The following is a 21848-nucleotide window of genomic DNA, read 5'->3' on the forward strand; positions in this document are numbered from 1 at the left end:
CCTTCTATCTCTAAACTACAATGCCCTTTAAAGGCAGCAATTATCCGTTTTGTGTGACAAACATCCCTCCACTCTCCAATTGACGTATGATCACTGTTTTTTCTATACTTGAGAAGCTGTAAAATACGCAAATAAGGTGAGTTCATATGGAGTTTGAAATCAAGTTTTTATCCTTTTATGTCATACAGGTGGAAGGCAAGGACGAGCAGGCGAATAAGACATTTAAGCACTTCCAGACGCTGAACACCGAAGAATTTGAAGAAAGCGAGCTGAAGGATTTTCTCGACGGCGAGCTGAAAAAAATCGTCAAACGGAAAGCAGAACGCCACCCCCAGTCCGAGCAGGTGCCAACCAAAATCGGCCATTTTATCGTCGAACCGGGGCATGAGCTTGATTCCAATCCGAACTACAACATGTTCAACCGCGCACGCCTGGCGGAAACAAAAGAGGATTTTAACGAGCTGGGCGAGCAATTCGTCAGCACGTATCTTGATACGAGTGCTGTTCGCGGCGGCGTTTTCTTAGTTGCTTCCGCAGTGCCGCGCAAATACTTTGACGATTCCTTCGTCTTCATTATGAAATGTGATTTTGAGCCAAAGGTCGCCCGCATATCAGACACGTCTTCCCTCATTAAAAAAGTCGAAATGGCGATCACGACGAAAAACATGAAAAGCATTCAATATCCATTCATGCCAGAGGAAGGAATGGTCGAAGAAGGCGAGCTGAAAATCCACCAGGCGTCACACGCCCGCTACTTCGAGGATTTTTTGAAGTTTGTTGAGTATGGAGAATCCATGCCGGAAATCATGAAATCGCAAGTCATGAACATGGTCCAGGAGCATGTATATGAAACATATGAAGAAAACAGCGAAGAGCTTCAGCAGTTCGAGCAAGACATTGAAATCTGGGAAGCGAGCGAAAAGCGGGAAATCCAAGAACGGCTCGACACCCACCAAGTGATCGAAGCCTCCGCGCAAATCATCGAGCACACACCTGAAGCCGGGCTGAAGATGAAAGTCGGAGAAACCGAGATTAAGGGAATGCTTGCTGACTTTGGGGATTCTATTCATCTTGCAAAGGTGAATGGCAGATATGTTGTTCTTGTTGAAGCCGATACGATTTCTTTTGAGAAGGGAAGTTCACCTGTTGAGTTTCATAAGCCTGAGGGGCTGCATGAGGTGATTGAGCGAATACGCCAGAAAACAGAACAGGAATGACAAAAAGTCCAGAATCTATTTTTCTGGACTTTTTTAGATTAGCAGGCTTCCTTTAACAAAGCATAACATTCACCAATCAGCGTCTCCGTCCCAAGCTGCCTCAGGATGATTACAGATCCGCTTCAAGAGAAAATCATGGTGTTAATAACAATAAAAAAGCGCCCATTACATGGATAGGCGCCTAATTCATTTAATCATCACTGCTCAAAATTCCGAAGAAGCGCAGCAAATTAATAAACAGGTTAATAAAATCAAGATACAGTGACAAAGCCATAACCGGAATTAAGTCTTCCGTGATATGCCGATGCTTGATTTGATTCAAATCATATAAAATGTAGAGTGAAAACACAATCGTTCCGATCACAGAATATGCCAGCATGGCAGCTGAATTCAGCGGGCTGAAGATGCTGAAAATGCCTACCGCGATTAATGCGATCAGCGCAACCAAAAGGAATGAGGCCAAAAACGAAAGATCTTTCTTCATTTTCGCTCCGATTGTTCCGAGAACCGCAAAAATCAAAAATGTTGAACCGAATGCTTCAAGAACAACATAAGCTCCGGCGGTTGAAGCGTAGTAGCTGACGACCGGAAAAAGGGTAATCCCGGAGATAAAGGCAAACGCATAAACAAACGCATATCCCACCGCTTTTTTTCTCCGCAGCCAAAACGCCGCGATAATCATCCCCACTTCCACGATGGACAGGGGCAGCATCAAGGCCGCAGGCACAAATTGGCCGGCACAAAGCCCGATGGTCGCGACCAGCAAAGTGAAAACAAAGACCGTTAGGATGCGCTGCATGATAGAATGCTTATTTTCATGAACCGTAGCTTGCATGTCAAAAATCCTCCCAGAAATTGATATTAAAATTCTATTATATAAAAATTTAGGAGAATTTGTATATACGCAAGAGGATTTTAAGGTAATTTTTCATTTTAGGGATTAGGAACAGACTTTTTCCTGTGACTCCATAAATTTAGAAAGCTTTCTGGCCAGTCCGCCGTTTCCGAATTTCATAAATTTGTGTTTGTCAGATTTCATTCCGGAAGCTTTTGCAAATTCCAAAAAAGCCAATACATGAATCCGGCGGCTGGCGATATTGATGATGCCCGAATCGTAAAACCAATTATCAATCGTATTCAGCACCCCTTTATTTAATCCATATTGATTGCGGCACCAATGGAGAAACGTGCTTCAGGAAAATTCAGGTGATTTCTTTCGGCCAGTGAATGATGCGGATATGGTGTGGTTTGCATAATCGATGTCTCCTAACATTGGTTTTACAGGCTGTTTTAAGGTTTAGATTTGGGTTCCTTGCTTTGCAGTGAAAAGCGGTATTTTTCAACTTTATCAATTTGGGTGACTTGTGAATTGTGGACGGTGATTTGCACGGTTCCAAAATCTAATGTTTCTAGCGCACTGATAATTTTTTTGAGCACCTCTGGATCAACGGTTGCTTTGGAAGTCAATGACATTCTCCCCCCTTTACTCTTTTCAAGCGCTGGAGTCTTTTCATCACGAATACACTTGGATTACCAAATACAATCCTTACTAATCCTATAGGAAATATAACATTATAATATTACCTTTTATTCAATAAATCAATAACTTTTGTATATTTCTGAAATATCGAAAATTCACTCTTTCATATTTGTTATCAATTAAAAAAAGCCCCCGCTATAAAGGCGGGAGCTGATGTTATGGCTGAATGTTCTCTTCAATAATACATTGGACACCCATGCGAGCCAAAGCCTGCTTCAGGGAGCCGTACGTTTCGTAATCATCAAAATCAAGCCCCAACTGGATTGAAGTTTGCGCCACATCCGGACGAATGCCGGAAAACACAGCTTTGACTCCTAACAAGTACAGCGTTTGAGACAGGTTGAATAATTGCCTAGCAACCATTGTGTCCACAATCGGAACACCGGATAAATCTATGACAAGGCTGGTGATTTGCAGTTTAATACACTTTGCGGGCACCGATTCTAACATCACCTGCGCGCGCCTTGTATCAATTGAACCGATGAGCGGCAATATGCCGATTTCATCTGCAATTGAAATCACCGGGCAGCCTAATTCGCCAATTAATTCCTGCTGGGAAGTCAATCGAAGCAGCATAAATTTTTGATATTGCTTGCAAAACTCGGTGATTAGCTTATCAAACGCTTGGTTTACAATCCGGTTCCAGCGATGGATATCCTCATTTGTCACCATGTTTTCTTGTTCTTTGCTGAACTGAATAACCGCGTCCCAAAATGTCACTCTTGAGTTTGAGATCGCTTCCACAACCTCATGAATTTTCGCGTCTTGTTCCACCCTATTTTTCGCCACAGTCACTGCCCATTCTGACACGTTTTCTTCAAAGACGTTTTGATCTTCCAAAAATGAGCTTGCGATCGTTTTATTTGTAAGGGTGTGCTGTTCCGCCAAAAGTTTTTTCATCTCTGCGCTTAACTGATCGGAGGAATAAAATTCTCCTTTCAATTCGTATCTCAGACTGAACCATTTTTCGGTAATATCGCTTGAGTGCTCTATAATATATTCATATAATAATTGATCTTTATTCACGCTACGGGTCTCCTTTTTTATGATGGAAGCCTCTCTATTATAAATTGTTTAGTAGCCGGGGAATAGAGAAAAAGGTGTGATTTCTCTTCATCGTCAAAAAGCCGCGAGACACAGCAGGCTGGATCTCTTTTAACAGCATATGTATTTTAATGTTATTTTTCATGATAGCAGGATAAAATAGAGCTATCTTATCGTAAATGGAGGTTTCCCCCTATGATTAAACAGATCGCCACGGTAGCCGTATATGCAGAAGATCAACAAAAAGCGAAACTTTTTTGGACAGAAAAAGCGGGGTTCGAGGTAACCGCGGAACGTCCGATGGGTCCGGATGCCAGCTGGCTTGAAGTCGCGCCAAGCGGAGCGCAAACACGTTTGGTCATCTATCCAAAGTCCATGATGCAGGGCTCGGAGCATATGAAAGCATCCATCGTGTTTGAATGTGAAGACTTATTTGGCACCTATGAAAAAATGAAAACGAACGGTGTGGAATTTTTAAGTGAGCCTAATGAGATGCATTGGGGCACGTTTGTTCAATTTAAGGATGAGGACGGCAACGAGTTTTTATTGAAGGGATAACGTGAAGGCAGATTCAGGATTAAATCTGCTATCTTTATTCTTTGACTTTGATAATCATTATCATTTAATATGAAAGAAGAGACATATTGATTGGAGAGGTGCACATGTTTGTACAATTAAGAAAAATGACGGTAAAAGAAGGCCACGCGGATAAAGTGATCGAACGGTTCAGCGCGGAAGGCATCATTGAAAAACAGGAAGGCTTAATTGACGTAACGGTTCTTGAGAAAAGAGTCCGCCGCGGAGATGAAGAGGTAGTCGTGATGATTCGCTGGGAATCAGAGGACCATTGGAAGCAGTGGGAGAAGAGCGACGCACACATTGCCGCCCATAAAGCAAACAAAGGCAAAGCCCAGCCTGATTATATGCTCGGCACGGAAGTCAGTATGTATCATGTAAAAGCTGTGAAAAAAGGTATTCAAGAATAAAAAAGAGCCTCGCGGTTATGAAGTGACCCTCAAATGTTAAAATTTTGAGGCACTTCATTACGCAAAAGCACTTTTTTTATCATTCATCTGATCCGCTGTCATACTTGATGAAAAACAGCGGCTGGCCTGCATGCCATTCTGCAAACAGCACCTCCTTGCATTCATTTACTCCCTGGGACGCCAGCTCTTGTTTCAGCCATTCTTCATCCACTCCCGCCTCTTGGAGATTATCATATACGACTTCGCCATCAAGAATAAGTGTAATCGGCAGATAAACCTGTTTTGGCGTCAGCTCTACATCCTGCATTTTCGGAGTGTCATATTTGGATTTCAGCAGGACACTGATCATCCCGTTGGTTTCTAGTATCGCGTATTCCGCCTCCTTAATAGAAAAGCAGCCCTGCTGTCTTAAAAGGCTTTGCAATTGATTGATGTCCAGCTTATTCTTCTTCAGCACTTCATATTTTAATATCCCTTTTTGAATTACAATATTCGGTTCGCCCTCTAAAAACTTTCTCGTTCCTTTCAGCTTTTGAGTGATAAATTCTATGATATAGATCAGCAGCCCCCATAATAGAGAGGAAAAAATAATCTCTTTTATCCTAACTTCATGATCGTACACCGCGTTTCCGACCAATTCCCCCAATATTAAGGCAGATATGAAGTCAAACGGAGTAATTTGTGAGAATTGTGTTTTTCCCAAACATTTTAAAATGAGAAATAATATACCAAGTCCGCAAATCAGTTCAACCGCCACTGCCAGATAATGTTCCATATACATTAGCACCTACTTCTTCAAAGTCACTACCATTATTGTCAATCAAACCTTTTATATACTGCGTTATCAAGATTTCACCGTAAGAAAAAACAGCCCTTATATGCAGGCTGCTTGTTATCGTGCCCCTATTTGATTGCAGGACAGCATTTCACGAAAGAGACGCTCGGCATCTGCTCGGTCTAGCGTGATGAGAGGATCGTTGATGAATGCTTGAAAAGCAAGACTGTCATCCTGAGTGAAACCGGCTTCCGCCACCGCCTCCTGATTTGATATGTGCCTGTTTGCCAGCATTTCCAAACGCTTCGGCAATGTTCCTGAAAAGATCGGCTGCACCCTGTTGCGGGTGATATACGCGTTCGTTTCCACAATTGCCCTCATAGGCAGATTGGCTGCCTGGCCTTCATTGGGGAGGTTCACATTTGTCATCAGATCACCCAGTCCCAGCAAGGCCGCAATTATATTGACTCCTTCTTCACCCGATGCTTTCAGCGCGGGACCTTGTTTTTGTTTTATCATATGGGCGGTTTCTTTTTTTCTCCTTACCGATTCTTGTTTCCGATAGCCGACGGAGGTCAGATGAAACTTCCATTTCTCCGGATCTTTCAAATAAAAGGTGGGGAAAAATTCCGCAAGATGGCGGTCGCCCGCGGCCGGGATCGCGCCGTACGTTTCAAATAAATGAAAGGCCACACGGTGAGCGGAATGAAATACGCTGTCCCGCCAGCTCTCCCCCGAGGATTCATACCCCGTCTCGGCGTATTGCGCCGCAAACTCTTGAAAAGCGGGAACCAAATCAATGTGACGGAACGAGGCTTCCGTCACCCATGTAAAGTGGTTAATGCCGAGCACATTGACTTTGATATCTTCCCGCTGTTTCACATCCAATCCCAGTCTTTCTTTTACCATTTCACAAAGCAGCTTTTGTGTGCCGAATACCTCATGACAGCAGCCGAATGCCTTAATATCGGGAAACACTTTATACAGCATCCTCGTACAGACAGACATCGGGTTTGTATAATTCATGACCCATGAGTCCGGGGCATAGTCTCTGATCGCACAGGCGATATCCGCAAACATCGGCGCAGCCCGCAGACCTCTAATGATTCCGCCCGGTCCGACTGTGTCACCCACTGATTGATAAATGCCGAACTGTTCGGGCAAATGGACATCCATTTCCATATGGTCTAACGGTCCCGGCAGGATTGAGATGACGGTCACATCCGCTCCTGATAATGCTTTTTTCAAAGAAGAAACGGCTTCATATCTCCATTTTCCGTTTCCGCTGAGATTGCCGATCGCTTCATTTTGCAGAGCCGCTTCAAAATCAAGATCATACAGGGCAACCATGCCTGACATGCGTTCATCAAGAGCCAGATCGCTCATCAAGCTTCTGGCCCACCCTTTGGAACCGCCGCCGATATAAGCGATTTTTATCTGTTTTACCGTTTCGATATTGAACACTCCTTTTCGTCAGCCTTTCACAGAGCCTATTAGTATTCCTTTTGCGAAATGCTTTTGCAAAAATGGATAAACCGCTAAAATCGGTATCGTGGCAATGACAATGACGGCAAGCTTAATGCCTTGCTCCGGCGGCACCGTGTTTTGCACCATATCACCGTTTGCCGCCGTTAAGTCCGACAAAATCGTCACTTGGCGGAGAACCATTTGCAGCGGCCATTTTGCACTGTCATTGATATATAAGAGCGCGTGGAAGAAATCATTCCAAATTCCGACTGCGTAAAACAGCGCAAAGGTCGCGATGACCGGTTTTGAAAGCGGGAGCGCAATCCGCCAAAAGACGCCGATTTCTGAACAGCCGTCAATTTTCGCAGATTCTTCAAGCTCACGCGGAAGCTGCTGAAAGAAGTTCTTAATAATGATCAGGTTAAATGGATTAATCGCCATCGGCAAAATCAGGGCCCAATAGGAATCAAGCAGTCCGAGCGATTTCACCACAATGTATGTCGGAATCATTCCGCCGGAAAACAGCATCGAAAAAATGACGAGATTTAATAAAAGGTTTCGTCCCTTTACATGCCGTTTGGCAAGCGGATAAGCCATCGTGAAGGTGAAAAACAATTGAACCGCTGTTCCGACAATCGTGATGAAGATTGACACGCCCATGCTTCTGATAAATGTCGGCGTTGAAAACACGTACCGATACGCATCCAGCGTAAAGGTTTTCGGAAAAATAAAAAAACTCCGCTGCGCAAGCTCCGCTTCAGTTGCAAATGAGCCCGCGATAATATACAAAAAAGGCAAAATCGTGATGGCTCCGACGCCGCCCAGAAAAAGAATATTGCATACGTCAAACACCCGTCCGGCCTTTGTATTGTGCTTTGATTGGATATCAGCCACGCGAAATCCCCTCCTTCTCTCTGTTCTTAAAACAAGCCTTCCTGATCGAATTTTTTCGCAATGTAGTTCGCTCCGAAAATCAAAATAATCCCGACAACAGATTTAAAAAGACCGACCGCAGTGCTGTAACTATAAGCGCCCTGGGTAATCCCCACCATATAAACGTAGGTGTCGAATATATCGGCGACGCTGCGGTTCAGGGAATTCGTCATCAAAAACACCTGTTCAAAACCGATATTTAAGAAGCTGCCGATTCGTAATATCAACAGGACAATAATGGTGCTTCTGATGGCCGGGAGCGTAATATGCCATATGCGTTTGAACCGGCCCGCTCCGTCCATGATGGCCGCTTCATACTGCTCCTGATCGACTGTCGCCAGCGCGGCCAAAAATAAAATCGTTCCCCAGCCCGTTTCCTTCCAGATGCTTTGCATCACAATCATCGGACGGAACCAATCGGCATCAGACAAAAACGAGATTTGCTGCCCCGTAATGCTTTCAGTAATCTTATTGATTACCCCCGTATCTACCGTAAAGAAGACAAAGGTAATGCTGACAACGATTGTCCATGATACAAAGTGCGGCACGTAAATAAACGTCTGAATGCATCGTTTATAAACTGCTTTTCTCAGCTCGTTTAACAGCAATGCCAAAATAAGAGGCGTGGGAAAGGCAAAAATCAAATCAAGGCTTGCCAGCATCAGCGTATTCCGCAAGAGGCGGAAGAAATCTGGATTCATAAAAAAATCTTTAAAATACTCCAAACCGACCCATTCGCTTTTCCAAAATCCAAGGTAGGGAGAATAATCTTTAAAAGCGATTAACACACCCCACATCGGCAAATATTTGAAGATCAAAAAATATAAAATACCGGGAACAAGAAGAATATAAAGCCACTTGTCTCTTTTAAAGGCCGCCTGCCAGCCCGTTTTATTGGCAGCATGAAGAACGGGGTTTTTCCTGCTCTTTGGCACTGTTTCCATCTCCGCTCTCCTTTCTTTACACAGGGCGCCCGCCGTTTTAGACAGGCGCCTTGGTTTATTTGGATGATGCTTTATACAGTTTGTTCAAGTCTTTCAAAAGTTCAGTCCCGCCGCTGTTCTCCCAAAGCCGGACAGCATCCCGGAATCCTTTTTCGTCGATTTCTCCGATGATAAACTGCGTTCTTGCATCAAGAATAATATTGTCAAGCTGTGCTCCCTTTTGGGTATAAACATCGGATACCAAGGATTCCGCCGGGTTGAATACAGCTATTTTTTCGCCCGCAGTAATGATATCTTTCCGGTGCTGGAAAAGCTTCGTTTTTTGTTCTTCGATATAATACTCGCTCTTAGGGATGGACATGCTGAACTGGGCGAGACCTTCGTGCTCATAGAGAAGAGCCTTGTTGTTTTTTTCGAGAGAGGTGAACTTGCCGTCTTTCAGCTCGTAATTGCGGCCTTCTACTCCGTTGTTCGTTAATATCTGCGCCTCTTTATCATTCAGCTTATCGAGGAAGGTCAGCACCCTCTTCAGCTCTTTCTCTGTTTTAACGCCTGATTTCGGAATGGCGATCATGCCGGAATAGCCTGAGGTCGGAAACGTCCTCTTGCCTTTGGGGCCTTCGACTGTGCCGATAATATCAATGATCTCTTTCGCCGACTCATCCGACTCTTCCATCGCGCTTTGAATCTGTGACGCCCTTGACCCTGTATCGACGATGACACCCGCTTTTCCTTTGACCACCGGATCATTCCACTTCGCCGAATCCATGACGGCAAAGTCCTTGTTGATCAGCCCTTCATCATAAAGCTTCTTAAAAAAGGTCAGAGCGTCCATGTATTCCTTCGTTGTAAAGTCAGGGACGAGCTTTCCGTTCTCGATGCCGTAGCGGTTTGGCGCTCCGAACCAAATTTGGAGGATATCCCACGGGCTTCCGTTGCCGAGTCCGAGCCATTTCGGCACCACCATGCCGTACGTATCATCTTTGCCGTTTCCGTCAGGGTCTTTTTCTTTAAACGCCTTCAGCACTTCATAGAAATCATCAAGCGTTTCCGGCATATCAAGTCCTACTTTCTCAAGCCAATCCGTCCGGATGATCATGCAGGCACGGATGAGGTCTCTGGATCGGTAAATGCCGTAAACCTCTCCGTTGACAGAGCTGTTATTGACAATCTTTTCATCTGCCTGGCTTAAATTCTTGTAGTCTTTTAAATAGGGAGACAGCTCCCAAAACGCCCCCGCTTTAACAGATTTAATGAAACCGGCTGATTTATCTTTGATGACAATCGCTTGCGGGAGGTCTCCGGAAGCCATGACGATATTGAATTTGTCATTATAGGACGAGTCCGGCACCCATGTTACATTAATGTTTTCATCTGTATAGGTCTCCAGCGCTTTTAGTGACGGGCTTTTACTGCCTGGGCTTTCCGGCGAAAGCAGAGGAGCCATAATGTTGATCGTGTCTTTGGAGCTGTTTTCAGGATTGGATGTCTCTGAATGGCTGCATCCGGCTATGATGGAAACAGCGAGCGGAACGGCCAGCCATTTTTTTCGCAATCTTTTTTTCTCGTATTGTTTCATGATGCGCGAAGTCCCCCTTTTTATCATTTTGCTGCTTGATTTTCCCTTTGCCTATTCAATATAAAGCGCTTACATAAAATCTTGCAATCTTCATTTTTTGCTCCCTTTATCCTATGATTTTCTGTCTGTTATCCTTTTTTGCCGGGTTTCTCTTTTCTTGCAGGCAGCTCATCTCCGATCAATTCCAGTGCCGCCATGACATTTAAACACCATTGAGATACGGTGTTCGTCGTCACCCAGGGGAGCTCCTCAAGCTGTGTCCATGTGTTGATCTGAGATGGTTGGATCGGCAGCGGGGTATGGCTCATTCGGTGATCAAGCAAAAGATTCCATGCTTTGGCCGCCAGCTGTTTGTCTTGTTTTTTTCTTGCAGCGTAGGCTGTCATCGAGGCGGCGAACATCGGCCAATGAAAATGCCCGTCATGGAGCGCGTCTCCGCTTTTTTGCCGTTTTTCTTCATCTGTCAGCATGTAAAATTCACCGAATTCACTCAGCATTTCCTCCCATTCCGCATCCTCAAGAAGCTCGGCCAGCTCCATCCAGACTTGCGGCGCGCCGAACGCGATAATCATGTGATAGCCGCCAGCCGTGCCGTCGCCCATATGATGAAGCATCGAGGCCGCCGGATCGTACTCGAATGTCGGACCGGATAATAAACGGAGCGGCAGGCGTTTCAGACAGCTGATGCCCGTGGTGATTTTTTTCAAATAATCAGGATTTCCCGTTCGTTCCCATTCCGCGAGCCAGTTGGAGCAAAAAGCCGCCCAATCCGGTCCTGTTCTGACGTGCGTCGGGTGCTCTCCTTTCGAATAAAATTCTCTCATCGGATCTGTTTTTACGAGGGCAAAGTCCGCATCTTTCACCTCTGTCAGCACATCTCCCATACGCTCATCGCCTGTCAGAAAGTAATACCATTTATAAAGCCCCGCCATGCTGATTCTCGCTTCCTTGCAGCCGCAGCCCCAATGGACGACGTTATGCCTTGATCCCAGTCCCGCGTAGTCACCGAGATGAAAGCAGTCGGTCTCGCTTGTGTGGCGGGTCATAGCTTCGGCCATTCGAAAAATGTCTTCTCTTCCCGAGCGAAAAAACGCCTGCCACAGCCACAAAGTAGGAACAAGCTCATTGTTTTGCCACGCGTATCCGCCAAGATCATACCGCCACATGTGCCGGATCGGATCATACGTGTGCATCACATCCCCGTAATTCCAGAAACCGTACCATTTGCGCTGCTCCACTTCTTGTTTGTAAAACATAAAAGCGGCGTTGAGCTGTTCTTCCAGCTCTTTTTTTAACGGATTGGCCGTGTTTTGTAAGCTCCAGACGCCAAGCGCCCGTGAACTGTAATAATGCTTCGGTTCACACACGAGCAGCGGCGGAGACTGCCATTGGTCGGTTAACTGATTCAGCTCAGCATCCGCAGGCGTTTGTGAAAAGCAAGCCAGATTTATCTCATTTGTATTTGCGATTCCAGTCGGATCTGACCTCATTTCCGCAAATCCTTCATAAGCGCTGACAACGTGAGTACCTTTTGAATAATGGCGGAAATCCATCGCTTCGGCGTCCGGCGGCCACAGCCAGACAGTCATTTTTGTATCGCTGCTGCCCAGGCCGCTGATTTCCAATGCTGAAGGATATTTTTCAAAAAAGTGCCGCAGCCCGGCCGCCATGCCGCCATTCTCGCCGCCCGCATAAAAAAGCCCCTTAGACCGTTTTCCGTGCAATATGTTCACCCACGCAAAGTCCTTTCCGGTCCGTTTATACAGACTGTAATGATCGGAGGAATTCTGAACGAGCTTCACATCATTCCAGACCGCGTTCTGTCTTCCGTGGCAGAACAGTTTCTGGTGTTTTTCTTCAGGAGTAAGCGTTTCTCCGTTGATCTGCCGCTGATAAAGGGCATTGTGTTCATTGAATGCACGCGTCGCAAACAGCTGGGCCGGTTCTTTATAAATACCGGTGTCTCCTGCAAAACGAAAATGGCGGTTGTACGGTTCTCCCTGTAAAAACAGGTCGAATTCCATACCGATTCCTTTCAAAAATTCCGCTTTAAATTGACGGTCAATCAGCAGCGTGTGTTTGATGTTAACCTCGGAAACGCCCGCGTAAAAAGTCAGCCTGAGGATAAAAGGGAGCCGCTCTTCTTTTGTGCTCCTATTCAGATGGACGCCCTCCAGTTTAATAACCGCTTTAACAGGCCCGCTAGTTTCAACTGCTGCTTGTTTGATGAAACTGCCTGAGCTTTCATACTCATGGATCATTCTTTCTTCTGTCCCGCTTCTCGTTTCTTTTATCGCAGTCAGCCGCCCGCCCGCGGCAATTGTCTTTCCGTGAATGGCCAGTGATTGAAATATCTCCTGCCCCGATGTATGGATGGTGCATGTAAGCGGTCCGGTATCCGCCTTAATCACATCCGCTGACTCGTTTACAGTGACAGTTTGGTCGGGTGCCGCAGCTTCGCCTTTTTGCAGAACGTAACAGCAGTCCGCCTGTCCGCTGAACACAGCCGCATGCTTTGTCCATTTGACGCTCCCGTCCGGCCAATAGGCCGACGGTTCGCTTTGCGTACATAAGCTATTTCCCTGTGAATCCAAAAGTGTCAGAGACTCTCCTTTTTTTAAGCCTCCTTTTTTCCAAGGCATCCCCCAGGTCACTCCGCCCGCCATCGGGGGCTGTTTGCTCAGCCATTTCAGTTTCGCCATTTGTCCGCTCCTTCCATTTAAAAAAGCTGACTCCGTCAAGAATCAGCTATGGTCTGTCAAACTGAATGATTCGGTACTCATACTCGCCAATGGACAAACTTCCCGCATCAACAGCAAGCGCTGACAGCATGTCAGTTCCCGCTTCCGGGAGTGTGACGCTCCCCCCTTTTCCATCCATATTTACGATCACCCATATCAAACCGGTGTCGCCTATTCTTGGCGCCACAATGGTTCCTGGTGTAACATTCGTTCGGAAGGTAAGACCGGCTTCTTCGGCATAATGGGCAATAAGCGCTTCAAGCATAACCTCTCCGTCTTTTCCGGAAGGCGTTGATCCGAGCAAGACAATTTTGCCCGCCCCGTGCTTTTGTTCCGTCAAAAACGCCTTGCCTGAGGCCGGGCCCTTTTCAATGATGCCGACGGTTTCTCCTGAATTTGCATCAAAAACCGCGCTCCATAAGCCAAGCGGTGCAGAAACGCCAAATGCTCTTCCGGAATCGGTGTCTTCATCCATAGGGAAGGTGAAAAGCGTTTTGATACCCGCCGTTTTTTCAAGCTCGCCCAGCGCGTAATCCGTATGGATCGTATGCTCTTTTGTACGTCCGCCCGTCATCGGCCCCGCGATCCAAATCCCTCCCGCTTCGGCAAACGCTGAAGCTTTTTTGATATAGTCAGAAGAAAGGTAAGGCACATACGGCGTAAAAAGCAGCTTGTAGCCGTCTAGCGGATGATGTTCGGGAATCACATCCCGATGAATGCCGGCTTTCAGAATCCGTTCGTAAAAAGAGGTAACCAAAGAGCGATGATCCAGTTCTCGATGAGGCTCCGTTCTGAAAAACGCTTTCGCTCTGTCGGAGTATGTCATTGCTGCTTCCGCCTGTGCCGGCACGGTCGAAATGATGAACGGCTCGATTTCCTTCCTTGCCCGCTCAACGTCAAGCACGTTCTTATAGCCGATCGTTTTCTCTCCCCAAGCGCTGAGAACAGAACCGTGAGGAATCTCGCTGCCTGAACGCTGCTGTCTCCACAGCCAATAGCAAAACGCTTCGCCGCCTAACGCGTAAGAGGATACCGCTTCCGCTTTTAAATAGCCGTCTGCGTGCGGCAAGGCGTAGCTTTCAAGCGATGCGGCGTAAGAAGGGCTTGTTTCCAATATCCAGAAGGGCCGGTCTTTTTTGAAATGTCTCCACAAATCACAATTGAATAAGAACGCGGAGGCGTTTTCCTGTGTAGCGTACGTATCGAATGACGCGACATCCAGCCCCTGAAACAGCCGTTCATTGTCAACACTGAACATGACGGTGCTGTTATGGGAAATCGGCGCATCTGAATAGATTCTGATGATTCTTGCCTGCTCATCAGCAAATGCAGCAATCTTTTCCATAGAAAACAGCTGATACATCGTGCGCAGAGAAGCGTGGTGCAAAAATGGAGCCGGGCCCGGCTGCGGCACTTGTTCGAACGATTGATACGTTTCGCTCCACACATCAGTCCCCCACGCTTCATTCAAACGGTCAATCATACCATAGCGATTCTTGAGCCATTCATGCCACAGCCCCAAACATGTTTCACACATGCATTCTCCCACATGGCATTTAAACTCATTATCGAGCTGCCAGCCGATCACGCCGGGCAGCCTCCCCAATTCCTTCGCGAGACTTGTCGTGATCAGCGCTGCTTTTTTTCTGAAATAAGGGTGATTGGTACAAGCGTGCTGACGCGATCCGTGCCCCATGATCGCTCCGTTTTCATTTACATACATTCGCTCCGGGCGGCCATGCGAGAGCCAAATGGGCGGTGTCGGCGTCGGCGTGCACATGATGGTTTCGATGCCGTTTTCGTACAGACGGCCGATGATTTCTTTAAAAAAATTGACATTTATATTTCCTTCTTCAGGCTCCATGACAGACCAGGCGAACTCGCCGATTCGAACGACGTTAATGCCTGTTTCACGCATAATAGAAATGTCCTGCTGAATCGTTTCCTCATCCCATAGTTCCGGATAGTAGCACGCGCCGTGGTATAGCTTTTTTGCCATGTCATCTCATCCTTTTTTTAAAGTCGATTCCGTTAAGGGAAGACCCAGTTCTTTTATGCCTTCTGCAACGAGTTTCGCCATCTCATTTGCGCCTGTTTTGGTGAAATGCGTGTAATCATTGACCCCTTCTGACACCATAAAGTAGGAATAAACCGTTTCCTCGCCTTGCGCTGTAAAGAAGGCCAGGCTTTTCTCCATTAAATCAATCAGCCGTACGTTCTCCTCAGCAGCCGTTTGTTTCATTGCGGTGCAATAATCAGGGAAATCATTTAAAAATACGCCATTTTGATAATGGAACCGGGCCACCGGTGTGATCAGAAGCGGGTGGGCGCCTTTTTCCCGCGCGCCTGTGACATATTGCTTCAGGTATTGTTTATAAGTTGTATATGGTTCTGTGTAGCGTTCCGGCTTATCCTTGGACGCGTCATTATGGCCCATTTGGACAAACAGCCAATCGTCCGGTTCAATTACATCCAAGATTGCTTGAAGTCTTCCTTCCTCTACAAACGTTTTCGAGCTTCTGCCGCCGATCGCTTTGTTGATCACCTGAATGTGATCCGGCACATGTCCGCCGAGAAATTGACCCCAGCCTCCTTGATTCGTGCTTTGGCCGTATGTCTGAACAGTGGAATCACCGGCAAGATAAATATGATTTGGCATCAATCATTCCCCCTTAATGGTTTCATTAAAATCGCTTCAATAGCGGCAAGCTCTTCATCTGAAAAAGGCAGTGATTGGAGCATGCGGACATTTTATACTTCCCCTCCTAAAGCGGCATTTGTGCTTTGTTGCCCGCCAGATATATCGCAGGCTTCGGCGGCTTTTTCATTCCCGTGCCGAGATAGTAGCCTGTGTGCGGCGGCTGATTATAAGCTGTGTTCTGCCAGGCAATCCCGAGTCGGTATACCGGGTCGTGCATCAGTGTATAAAGGCGGTGGCGTGTGACGTCGGTCGTTGTATAGATGCGGAGCGCATCACTTTCTTCCGTTCTCCAAATGACCTCTTCCCGCCAGTCCCCGAACAGGTTAGCTTGGAGTACCGGGTTTCCTTTTGTTCCATTGTTGGACAGCACTCCCTCCGGCTGAAAAACCGTCTTCAGGCATCGGTTTTCAGCGTCCCATTTATCAATTTTCGGCCGGCCGATCGTTCCATTCCAGTCGTGATCCAGCAGTTCTCGTACCAAGTCGCCGTCCCACCAGATGGCAAAGTTGGCTGATGCGGGCGCTTTGTCACTGACCTTTTCTCCTTTACTGGTGAACAGGCCATATGAAATTCCCTCGTTCCCCGGCGGGTCGATGCCCCAAACGAGCGAGCCTTCATACTGAGGGTCAATGTGGGCCGCCATGCCTCTCCCCACGTCTGTGCCGGCATGGACTCCCCACAATATATCGCCGGTTCTGGCATCCCGGAAGGACAATCCATACGGCGAATAATGATCTTCATGCACTTGAAAAACCTCCAGCCCTTTGCGTGAGGGATCAAGATTGCCGACATGCATCGCATCACCGTGTCCAAGCCCCGTTGTATACAGACCGGTGCCGTCATGATCGACAGCCATGGCGCCGTAAATGATTTCATCCTTTCCGTCACCGTCCACATCCGCCACGCTTAAGCTATGGTTCCCCTGTCCGGCGTACCGTTCATGTCCCGGTACATCCGAATCAAATATCCACCGTTTTTCCAGCCTGCCGTTTCTAAAATTGTATGCGGCAAGAACCGTTCTCGTATAATAGCCGCGTGCCATCACAAGACTCGGCCGCTCACCGTCGAGATAAGCGATTCCCGCCAGAAAACGGTCCATCCGGTTTCCATATCCGTCCCCCCAATCCTCAAGTGTGCCGCGGGGCGGATCATAATCAACGGTCGAGAGCGCTTCACCGGTTTCTCCCTTAAACACAGTCAAATATTCGGGGCCGGATAAGATTCTGCCTTGTTCGTTCCTGAAATCAGCATCTTTATTTCCGATAATATTGCCTATCCCGTCTGTTGTTCCGTCCGCTGTTTTCATCGCGATTTCGGCCTTCCCGTCCCCGTCAAGGTCATACACCATGAACTGGGTGTAATGGGCGCCTGCTCTGATGTTTTTTCCGAGATTGATTCTCCATAAAAATGTGCCGTCCAGTTTATATGCATCAATCAATACCTCGCCTGTATAGCCATTATGGGCGTTGTCTTTTGAATTTGACGGGTCCCATTTTAAGATGATTTCATATTCACCGTCACCGTCCACATCCCCGACACTTGCATCGTTTGCGCTGTAGGTGTACGGCTGTCCGTCCGGCGTGGTGCCGCCTTCCGGTTTTTTGAGCGGAATCGTAAGGAACCGTTCAGGCCAGACCGCGGCTTTCGGTGTACGGCTGATTTCAAAGCCCTTTTTCACAACCGATACACGATAAACAGAAGCTAACGTTCCCGCCGGGTCAAGAAAATTGGTGCTCTCTGTGATCGGCTTTTTACTCACCCGCTGCCCATTCCTGTAAAGATGAAAAGCTGTATCCTCATCATCGGTGCCGAGAAAACGCCAGCTGACAAATACGCCGCCTTCGGTTTTCACTGCGATGAGACCTCTTGTCAGATATTCCATCTGTCTCTTTTTTTGTTTCATTTGATTGGAACGGGCGTGGAAAACGCCCGTTCCTTCCCCCTTTCATTCCGCATTAGGGCGTGTACATGTTTGGCTTTTCCGGTGAAGCCATCCCGTTTCCTAAAAAGAAGCTTGTATGAGGCGGCTGATTGTAGGCGACATTCTGCCAAGCGATCCCGAGGCGGTAAACGGAATCATGCATCAGTGTATACACACGGTGCTCCGTGATATCTGTCGTTGTATAGATCCGAAGTTCGCTGCTGTCTTCATTCCGCCATACAGCTTCCTCCCTCCAGTCGCCGAGCAAATCCGCCTGAAGACTCGGCGTCGCTTTCGTGGAATTATTGGAAGCGGCGCCCGAGGCTGTTAACAATGTTTTTGATACGCCATTTTGGTAATCCCATTTATCTATCCTGTTACTGTCAAGCTGTTCTCGCAGGAGATCTCCGTCCCACCAGATGCCGAAGTTGGTCGATGAAGGAACAGTGCTTCCGATCTTCACGCCTTTTGCCGTGTAAAGCGAACCGTTTGCCCATACCTCCTGTCCCGGATAGCGCGGATCAATATCAGCGGCCATCCCCCGGCCTACATCTTTGCCGGCATGCACCCCCCATATGATTTTTCCTGTTGCCGCGTCTCGGAAGGATAAGCCATAAGGAGAGTTTTTATCTTCATGAACCTGAAACACTTCAAGGCCCGGACGGCTTGGATCGAGATCGCCCGTATGCAGCGCGTCCCCGTGCCCAAGTCCTGTGGAATACAGCCCTTTTCCGTCATGATCGACAGCCATTGAGCCATACATGATTTCATCTTTTCCATCATTGTCGACATCCGCTATGCTTAGATTGTGGTTGCCCTGCCCGGCAAACGTTTCATTTCCCGACTTTGTTGAATCAAAAGTCCAAAGTTTTGACAGCTTTCCGTCTCTGAAGTTATAAGCGACAAGCATCGTTTTCGCATAATATCCTCTCGTCATTATCAGGCTCGGCCTTTGTCCGTCGAGGTACGCTACTCCAGCCAGAAAACGATCGACTCTGTTTCCGTAACTGTCGCCCCAATCGGAAACATTCCCTCTCGCCGGTTCAAATTTCGCGGTGACAAGCTCTTTTCCCGTATCCCCTTTGAACACGGTTACATATTCCGGCCCGGAAAGGATGCGCCCTTGCTCATTGCGATAGTCGGCATTTGCATCGCCAATCACTTTTCCTGTCCCGTCCTTTGTTCCGTCTGCTGTCTTCATGGCCACTTCCGCTTTACCGTCACCATCCAGGTCATATACCATAAATTGAGTATAATGCGCGCCCGCTCTGATGTTTTTTCCAAGCCCGATCCGCCACAGCAATGTCCCGTCAAGCTTATATGCGTCAATGAAAACTTCACCGGTATAGCCGTCCTGAGAATTGTCTTTTGAATTGGATGGGTCCCACTTGAGAATCAGCTCATATTCTCCGTCCCCATCCACATCGCCTGCACTTGCATCATTGGCGCTGTATGTGTACGATTCGCCTTTTGGCGTCTGGCCGCCGGCCGGCTTTTTCAGAGGAACAGAATGATACTGCTTTCCCCATACCGCCGCTTTTTCAGACGCTGCCTGCTCGGTTCCGTTTACAACGGCCTTCACCTGGTAAACAGCGCTCGTTGAACCGCCTTTATCCAAATAATTTGTGCTTGAGGCAATGGGTGAAGCATTCAGTTTCTGCCCGTTTCTGTACACATTGAACGAAACAGAAGCATTCTCTGTGCCCAGAAGCCTCCAACTGATAAATACTCCGCTCTCTGTCTTTACAGCCACAAGCCCTCGGTTCAAAGCCTCCATCTGTCTTGCCGCCCCCTCGGCCTTAGCCGGAAATACTGATGCACCGATCATCAATAACAGTGTCAATACAGTGAAAATGGACAACATGCTTTTCTTTTGCATACTCATCAGACAGCCCCTTCCCATTTGTTGTAAACGCTTACCCAAATTGGATTGTATGCGCTGGGCGTGCTGCCATCAATTGCACTTTTTTGCAAAAGAGGTATTGAGGGACTGAACTTTTTTGCGTTTTTATCACTTTTTTGTTTATGGAGCCTGATGGTGTTGCGCTTCCGTCTTTACAAACCCCCGATAAGCAAAAAACATCAGCACAAGCCCGAATAAACTGGGACCGTAAAAGGGGATCAACCCCGGAAGCGTATATAACACATAAAGGACAAACGCACTCCCTAAAAGCATGCAGGCCGTGGTCAGCGGGCGCATGACGCCGAACAAAACGGCTTGGGACAAATATTTCAATAAAGGCAGCTCATAATGAACATAGAGGGGAAAGACATACATCAGCGCCACCATATAAATGAGACCTGCCATTAATGTACAGCTTGTAATCATAAACGACAGCCAGTCTGCACTCGCTGAAAAATAATGATAATTGGCAGCCAAAACAAATAACAGGGCCATAAATGTCAAACCAATCACATTTACTTTTAGAAACTCTTTTTTATATGCGCCAAGAAAGGTCGCAAAAACCGGTACATCCTTTTGTCCCATCAGCCATTTTCTGATCACGGCAAACATGGCGGCTGTGCTCGGCGCCCACCCAAAAACAATACCGCCCGCCAGTGTAAACAAAAGCCACAAGCCGTTCAGCCACGCGATTTTCACAACAGCCTCGCAGCCTGCATAAAGAGCATCCGCCACATTCGTCTTCATCTTCTCACCGCTTGATGCACAGACAGATCGTGATAAGCGGCTTTCATTGGCGCCATCTGCCGCAGCCCGATTTTCCCGCCGTGTAAGACAGGCCCGTATGTTTTGCCGTCATCCCGCCATTCTATAACGGGAAGATCATTGATTGAAAAATGCACGTAATCCTTCACTTTTATAAGCTTCATGCGATATGGAGAATCGGCGTCCTCCGGCGAGGGCAGCGGATCGGCTCCCATGGCGACGAGATGGAAGCCCCGGCTTTTTCTTAAATTACAGGTGCGAAACGCCCTTTCTTCCGCATACTTTCTGCGAAAATAAGACAAGTGCAGCGCGTTAATATCACCTGAATGATACTCTTGATAGCTTCCCGTTCGTTTGTTCAAACCGCTGTCAAAGAGGTCCTCCCCTTTACCTCCCGCTGCCGCAAAAAACAGCATACAAAGGCCGGGCTGTTCGATTGGGTAAAAGTTCCATTCCACAACGATGCCGTCGGGAAATGTTTCCGGACACCATAAAACAAAATGCGCTCCGTCGTCTTCATGTGACAGGTTCAACGAGCCGTTTTCAAAAGAAAGCCTTCCGCCGCCCTCCATCCGCCAGTCTTTTACATCCTCAGGTGTGCGTAAAGGATTCCGGTACAGACAAACACCTTCCTTATACATCGCTGTTTTCCTCCACACTCAAAAGGTGGCGGCTCAGCGGAAGCTTACATTCTGCGATGCCTTCTGCGACAAGCTTTGCCACCTCTAAGGCCCCTTCTTCCGAAAAATGCGTATTGTCCTGAATGCCCTCTGGATAATTCGGGTGTACATTCGGCTCAAACCAGACGAACAAACGCTTTGACTCTTCAACTCCATATGCTTCATAAAGTGCCTTTGTTTTCAATAACAGATCAATGACCGGCACATCTAATTCACTCGCCAAAGCCTTCATTGCTTCCGGATACTCGCCCAATGTATGCTCGATTCGCCCGTCCGCATCAAACCGGCGGCGCTGGACTGAGGTAACAAAAACAGGCACTGCCCCTTTACCGCGCGCTGTTTCCGCAAATTGCCTGAGGTATTGCTGATACGTGGAATACGGCTCTGTGCCGCGCGGTTTTTGGTCATTGTGGCCGAATTGAACGAGCAAGTAATCTCCCGGTGAAATCTTCTCGGCAATCGCTTTCAGCCTGCCTTCCTCAACAAAAGAATTCGTACTCGCGCCTCCTTTCGCATGATTTTGCACCTTTACATCCTGAGAAAACAATCGGCCCAAGACTTGCCCCCAGCCCGCCATCGGCGCTTCGTGCGGCGGACAATCGCTCACTGTGGAATCTCCCGCTAAAAACACTTGAATCTGCTTTTCCATCGT

Annotated in this window: 20 protein-coding genes; 3 read left to right on the forward strand and 17 right to left on the reverse strand. The window is 47.3% G+C overall.

From position 1 onward, the window contains the following. Positions 1-146: 146 nt before the first annotated feature. Positions 147-1217 (forward strand): DUF3900 domain-containing protein, encoded by a 1071-nt coding sequence (locus tag GXP75_RS17910; RefSeq protein WP_214916880.1) that lies wholly within the window; start codon positions 147-149, stop codon positions 1215-1217. A gap of 190 nt (positions 1218-1407) precedes the next feature. Here GXP75_RS17910 and GXP75_RS17915 read toward each other — a convergent pair whose 3' ends face one another. The 4 genes from GXP75_RS17915 to GXP75_RS17930 all read right to left on the reverse strand — a co-directional run bounded on the left by GXP75_RS17915 (position 1408) and on the right by GXP75_RS17930 (position 3783). After that, on the reverse strand, positions 1408-2052 hold the full coding sequence (locus GXP75_RS17915; RefSeq protein WP_010787895.1) for a Bax inhibitor-1/YccA family protein: 645 nt from the start codon (positions 2050-2052) through the stop codon (positions 1408-1410). Positions 2053-2157: 105 nt separating this feature from the next. Beyond that, on the reverse strand, positions 2158-2361 hold the full coding sequence (locus tag GXP75_RS17920; protein ID WP_242557461.1) for a hypothetical protein: 204 nt from the start codon (positions 2359-2361) through the stop codon (positions 2158-2160). A 146-nt stretch (positions 2362-2507) separates the two neighbouring features. Further along, the gene (locus GXP75_RS17925) at positions 2508-2684 is read right to left on the reverse strand and encodes a YezD family protein (RefSeq protein ID WP_064505214.1); all 177 of its coding nucleotides are present in this window, start codon (positions 2682-2684) and stop codon (positions 2508-2510) included. 229 nt (positions 2685-2913) lie between these two features. Next, a complete protein-coding gene (locus GXP75_RS17930; RefSeq protein WP_242557462.1) occupies positions 2914-3783 on the reverse strand; it encodes an STAS domain-containing protein in 870 nt (289 codons plus the stop codon). Between the two features lie 213 nt (positions 3784-3996). Here GXP75_RS17930 and GXP75_RS17935 point away from each other — a divergent pair, with 213 nt between their 5' ends. Both GXP75_RS17935 and hmoA read left to right on the forward strand, forming a co-directional pair. Then, positions 3997-4359, forward strand: a complete 363-nt coding sequence (locus GXP75_RS17935; protein ID WP_003328377.1) for a VOC family protein — start codon at positions 3997-3999, stop codon at positions 4357-4359. A 104-nt stretch (positions 4360-4463) separates the two neighbouring features. Further along, a complete protein-coding gene (hmoA, locus tag GXP75_RS17940; RefSeq protein WP_088116707.1) occupies positions 4464-4787 on the forward strand; it encodes a heme-degrading oxygenase HmoA in 324 nt (107 codons plus the stop codon). Positions 4788-4866: 79 nt separating this feature from the next. Here hmoA and GXP75_RS17945 read toward each other — a convergent pair whose 3' ends face one another. The 13 genes from GXP75_RS17945 to GXP75_RS18005 all read right to left on the reverse strand — a co-directional run bounded on the left by GXP75_RS17945 (position 4867) and on the right by GXP75_RS18005 (position 21845). Continuing rightward, positions 4867-5562, reverse strand: a complete 696-nt coding sequence (locus GXP75_RS17945) for a DUF421 domain-containing protein (protein WP_214916873.1) — start codon at positions 5560-5562, stop codon at positions 4867-4869. A 117-nt stretch (positions 5563-5679) separates the two neighbouring features. Further along, positions 5680-7026, reverse strand: coding sequence for a family 4 glycosyl hydrolase (locus tag GXP75_RS17950; RefSeq protein WP_242557463.1), 1347 nt, complete (start codon positions 7024-7026; stop codon positions 5680-5682). A 9-nt stretch (positions 7027-7035) separates the two neighbouring features. After that, positions 7036-7923 carry a carbohydrate ABC transporter permease gene (locus GXP75_RS17955; RefSeq protein ID WP_214916869.1) on the reverse strand — a complete coding sequence of 296 codons (888 nt, stop codon included), beginning with the start codon at positions 7921-7923 and terminating at the stop codon, positions 7036-7038. 26 nt (positions 7924-7949) lie between these two features. Then, entirely contained in the window at positions 7950-8906 is a 957-nt protein-coding gene (locus GXP75_RS17960; RefSeq protein WP_242557464.1) for an ABC transporter permease, read from the reverse strand. Positions 8907-8961: 55 nt separating this feature from the next. Then, a complete protein-coding gene (locus GXP75_RS17965; protein WP_242557465.1) occupies positions 8962-10485 on the reverse strand; it encodes an extracellular solute-binding protein in 1524 nt (507 codons plus the stop codon). 128 nt (positions 10486-10613) lie between these two features. Further along, on the reverse strand, positions 10614-13187 hold the full coding sequence (locus GXP75_RS17970; RefSeq protein WP_242557466.1) for an exo-rhamnogalacturonan lyase family protein: 2574 nt from the start codon (positions 13185-13187) through the stop codon (positions 10614-10616). Positions 13188-13233: 46 nt separating this feature from the next. Then, positions 13234-15225 (reverse strand): beta-galactosidase, encoded by a 1992-nt coding sequence (locus GXP75_RS17975; RefSeq protein ID WP_242557467.1) that lies wholly within the window; start codon positions 15223-15225, stop codon positions 13234-13236. Between the two features lie 6 nt (positions 15226-15231). Next, positions 15232-15885, reverse strand: coding sequence for a rhamnogalacturonan acetylesterase (locus GXP75_RS17980; protein WP_214916855.1), 654 nt, complete (start codon positions 15883-15885; stop codon positions 15232-15234). A gap of 106 nt (positions 15886-15991) precedes the next feature. Beyond that, positions 15992-17830: a rhamnogalacturonan lyase gene (locus tag GXP75_RS17985; RefSeq protein WP_242557468.1), complete on the reverse strand. Its 1839-nt coding sequence runs from the start codon at positions 17828-17830 to the stop codon at positions 15992-15994. A gap of 52 nt (positions 17831-17882) precedes the next feature. After that, complete coding sequence (locus GXP75_RS17990) at positions 17883-19733, reverse strand: rhamnogalacturonan lyase (protein ID WP_459539032.1); 1851 nt, start codon at positions 19731-19733, stop codon at positions 17883-17885. A 138-nt stretch (positions 19734-19871) separates the two neighbouring features. Beyond that, positions 19872-20498: a YesL family protein gene (locus GXP75_RS17995; RefSeq protein WP_242557469.1), complete on the reverse strand. Its 627-nt coding sequence runs from the start codon at positions 20496-20498 to the stop codon at positions 19872-19874. Next, positions 20495-21157, reverse strand: coding sequence for a DUF1961 family protein (locus tag GXP75_RS18000; RefSeq protein ID WP_242557470.1), 663 nt, complete (start codon positions 21155-21157; stop codon positions 20495-20497). Before GXP75_RS18000 ends, GXP75_RS17995 begins: the two co-directional genes overlap by 4 nt. Next, the gene (locus tag GXP75_RS18005; RefSeq protein WP_242557471.1) at positions 21150-21845 is read right to left on the reverse strand and encodes a rhamnogalacturonan acetylesterase; all 696 of its coding nucleotides are present in this window, start codon (positions 21843-21845) and stop codon (positions 21150-21152) included. The genes GXP75_RS18000 and GXP75_RS18005 overlap by 8 nt, the downstream gene beginning before the upstream one ends. Between the last annotated feature and the right edge of the window lie 3 nt (positions 21846-21848).

It is taken from the genome of Bacillus sp. HU-1818 (genome assembly GCF_022695965.1).
Lineage (GTDB): Bacteria > Bacillota > Bacilli > Bacillales > Bacillaceae > Bacillus > Bacillus atrophaeus.